This window comes from Streptomyces sp. NPDC017936 (assembly GCF_044328485.1).
Taxonomy (GTDB): Bacteria; Actinomycetota; Actinomycetes; order Streptomycetales; family Streptomycetaceae; genus Streptomyces.
Map to the genome: position 1 here is coordinate 1 of NZ_JBIRHK010000038.1, position 4351 is coordinate 4351.

1 protein-coding gene is annotated in these 4351 nt (G+C 72.5%); it reads left to right on the forward strand.

Features of this window, described 5'->3' with window-relative positions; genetic code table 11:
* A partial coding sequence (locus ACH4F6_RS39935; protein WP_397965594.1) for an acyltransferase domain-containing protein occupies positions 1-4351 on the forward strand: 4351 nt, incomplete at both ends.

The following is a 4351-nucleotide window of genomic DNA, read 5'->3' on the forward strand; positions in this document are numbered from 1 at the left end:
GCCGGCTGGCGGCAGCCGACCGGGCCCGACTCGCGCGTCTCGGCATCGCGCCGCTGGCCACGGACGACGCCCTGGCCCTGTTCGACGCGGCACTGACCGCCGAGACCCCGGCGGTCGTCACTGCCCACTTCGACCCGGCCGCCCTGCGCGGCGCAATCGCGGCGGAGCAGCTTCCCCCGTTGCTGGCCGGGCTGGTGAGGACGCCGGCCAGGCGGGCCACCACAGGCGGTGGCGGGGGGTTCGCGGAGCGGTTGCGGGGTCTGGGGGCCGAGGAGCGACGGCGGTTGGTGGCCGGTGAGGTGCGCCGGCAGGTGGCCGGGGTGCTGGGGCGTCCGGATGCGGACGCCGTGCCGGTGGACCGGGCGTTCTCCGAACTGGGCCTCGACTCGCTCATGGGTGTGGACCTGCGGAACCGGCTGAGCAGCGTGATGGATCGGAGGCTGCCGGCTTCCCTGGTCTTCGACCAGCCGACCGTCCGCGATCTGACCGAGTACCTGATCGTCGAGCTCACGGGCGACACCGGCGCGTCCGCCCCGGTGATCGGGGAAGCGCTCGCTGTGGACGAGCCGTTGGCGATCGTGGGGATGGCCTGCCGGTTCCCGGGTGGTGTGGGGGGTCCGGAGGACCTGTGGCGGCTGGTGGCCGAGGGCCGGGACGGAATCAGCGGCTTCCCGGCCGACCGGGGCTGGGACCTGGAGAAGCTGTTCCATCCCGATCCCGACCACACCGGTACCTCGTATGCCCGTGAGGGGGGTTTCCTGCATGAGGCGGCGGGGTTCGATGCGGAGTTCTTCGGGATCAGTCCGCGTGAGGCGTTGGCGATGGATCCGCAGCAGCGGTTGCTGCTGGAGACGGCGTGGGAGGCGTTGGAGCACGCCCGCATCAACCCGCACGACCTGCACGGCAGCCGCACCGGCGTGTTCGCCGGGGTCATGTACAACGACTACGCCTCCCGTCTGAGGCCCGCTCCACCTGCGGTCGAGGGCCTCCTGGCGGCAGGTAATACGGGCAGCGTGATATCGGGTCGGTTGGCGTATGTGTTCGGGTTCGAGGGCCCGGCGGTGAGTGTGGACACGGCGTGTTCGTCGTCGTTGGTCGCGTTGCATCTGGCGGGTCAGGCGCTGCGGCTGGGTGAGTGCGATCTGGCGTTGGCGGGCGGGGTGACGGTGATGTCGACGCCGTCGACGTTCGTGGAGTTCAGCCGGCAGCGGGGGTTGTCTCCGGACGGCCGTTGCCGTGCCTTCTCCGCCGATGCGGACGGCACCGGATGGGCCGAGGGTGTGGGTCTGCTGGTGGTGGAGCGGTTGTCGGACGCGGTGCGTCGGGGTCACCGTGTGTGGGCGGTCGTGCGGGGCAGCGCGGTGAACCAGGACGGAGCGTCCAATGGTCTGACGGCGCCGAACGGTCCGTCGCAGCAGCGGGTGATCCGGCAGGCGTGGGCCAGTGCCGGTCTCAACGGCACGGACATCGACGTGGTCGAGGCGCACGGAACCGGCACCCGGCTGGGGGATCCGATCGAGGCGCAGGCGGTTTTGAACACCTACGGCACCGAGCATGATCCGGATCGGCCGTTGTGGTTGGGGTCGTTGAAGTCCAACATCGGCCACGCCCAGGCGGCGGCCGGTGTGGGTGGTGTGATCAAGATGGTGATGGCGCTGCACCACGAGACGCTGCCCCGCACCCTGCACGTCAGTGAGCCCACTCCGCACGTCGACTGGGGTGAGGGGGCGGTCCGGCTGCTGACCGAGCCGGTTGCCTGGCCCGCGGATCCCGAGCGGGCGCGGCGGGCGGCGGTGTCGTCCTTCGGGATCAGCGGCACCAACGCCCACGTCATCCTCGAAGAAGCACCCGCGGAGCGCACCGCCCAGGAAGCGGAGCCGCAGGACTCCCCGGGGACGGTCCCCGTCGTGCTGTCCGCACGCGGGCCTCGGGCACTGGTGCAGCTGGCGGGGCGCGTCCAGGCGTACATGGCCGCATCGCCGGACACCGACCTGTACTCCCTCGCACACGCTCTCGCCACCACGCGCGCGCCGCACGACGACCGGGCCGTCGTCCTCGCCGACGACCGCGCAGCGCTCCTCGCCTCCCTCCGGGCGCTGCGAGATGGCGACCCCGACCCGGCGACCGTCGTCACGGGGACGGCCGCCGGGTCCCACGGCACAGTTTTCGTGTTTCCCGGGCAGGGCTCTCAGTGGGTCGGCATGGCGCTGCACCTGCTGGAGAGTTCGGACGTCTTCCGGGAGCGTATGCACGAATGCGCGGCTGCCCTGGCCGAGTTCACCGACTGGTCGTTGCTGGACGTGCTGAAGGGCGAGCCCGGCGCGCCCGGCTTCGACCGGGTCGACGTCGTTCAGCCGGTCCTGTTCGCTGTCATGGTCTCGCTCGCCGCGCTCTGGGAGTCGTACGGTGTCCGGCCCGACGCGGTGGCGGGACACTCGCAGGGAGAGATCGCCGCAGCCTGCGTCGCGGGCGCCCTCACCCTGTCGGACGCGGCCCGGGTGGTCGCGTTGCGCAGCCAGGCGCTGGCCGAGCTGGCGGGTACGGGCGGCATGGTGTCGGTCGCCCAGCCGGTCGACCGTGTCGAGGAACGCATACGACGCTGGGAGGGCCGGCTCACGGTTGCCGCGGTGAACAGCCCGGCCTCCGTCGTGGTGTCCGGGGACCCGCAGGCGCTCGACGAGCTCCAGGCGGACTGCGCCGAGTCGGGCGTCCGTACCCGCCGGGTCCCGGTGGACTACGCGTCGCACTCGCCCCACGTCGAGGCCATACGCGACCGGCTCGCCACCCTGCTGGCACCCGTCCGCCCGCGACCGGCGTCCGTGCCGTTCTACTCCGCCGTCACCGCCGAGGAACGGGACACCACGGACCTCGACGGTGACTACTGGTACGAGAACCTGCGCCGGCCCGTCCGCTTCGACCAGGTCACCCGTGCTCTGCTCGACTCCGGGCACCGCGCGTTCATCGAGGTCAGCGCCCACCCCGTGCTCACGGTGGCGCTCGACGAGAGCTTCGCCGACAGCGGCGTCGAGGAGGCCTTCGCCTTCGGCACGCTGCGTCGGGACCAGGGCGGCCCGGACCGCTTCCTGGCCGCGCTGGCGGAGGGGTACGTGCGCGGGCTCGACGTCTCCTGGCCGACCGTGTTCGCGGCGCGCCCGCGGCAGGCGGTGCAGCTGCCCGCGTACCCCTTCCAGCACGAGTCGTACTGGCTCGAACCGGTCGCCACGGGTGCCGATCTGACCGCCACCGGCCTCGCTTCCGTGGACCACCCCCTCCTGGGCGCCCTGGTCGCCCGTGCTGAGGAGGACGGTCTGCTGCTCAGCGGACTGCTGTCGCTGCGCACGCATCCCTGGCTGGCCGACCACGCCCTCGCAGGCACGCCGGTCCTCCCCGGCACGGCCTTCCTCGAACTCGGCCTCCAGGCCGCACGAGTCGCCGGGTGCACTCAGGTCGACGACCTGACCATCCTCGCTCCCCTGCGGATCTCCGGGAACGGCGGACATCACGTCCAGGTGGAAGCGGGCGCGTACGACTCCGACGGGCGAAGGCCGCTGACCATCCACTCCCGGCCTGCCGCTGACACGGACGCGCCCTGGACCAAGCACGCGGTGGGCTATCTGACGTCGGACCTCCCGGAGGCCGGGGACCCCGTCACGGCATGGCCGCCGCGCGGCGCCCGCCCCGTGGAGCACGCGGACCCCTACGAGACGCTGGCGGCGGGCGGCTACGACTACGGCTCGGCGTTCCAGGGGCTGCGCGCACTGTGGCAGCGGGACGACGAGGTGTACGCCGAGGTCGAACTGGACGAGACCGAGGCGGCCGAAGCCGGCCGTTTCCTCGTGCATCCGGCCCTGCTGGACGCGACCCTGCACCCGGTGGCGCTCGGCGCGTTGGGCGAACAGGCCGAGGGCACGGTGCCCTTCGCGTTCGGCGCGGTGACCGTGCACGCCGGGGGAGCGGATCGTCTTCGGGTGCGGCTCCGTCGTGAGGCGCCTGACCGCGTTGCGCTCACGGCGGTGGACCCCCAGGGCAAACCGGTCGTGTCGGTGCGATCCGTCACCCTGCGCCCGTTCGACTCGCGGTCGGTGACCACGCCGGACGACCTGCTCTACCGCGTGGAGTGGGAGCCGATGCCGTCGGCCGGCTCCCACGAGGGTGGTGAAGGCCCGGCCCCGGTGGTGGTGAGGGTGCCTGCTGGTGGCGTTGCGCAGCTGGCCTTGTCCTCTGTTCTGGGTCGGCTGCGGGACTGCCTGGCCGGCGACGGGCGTGTGGTGGTGGTGACGGCCTCCGGTGACGCGGCGGGAGCCGCGGTCGGCGGGTTGGTGCGGTCGGTTCAGGCGGAGTACCCGGGGCG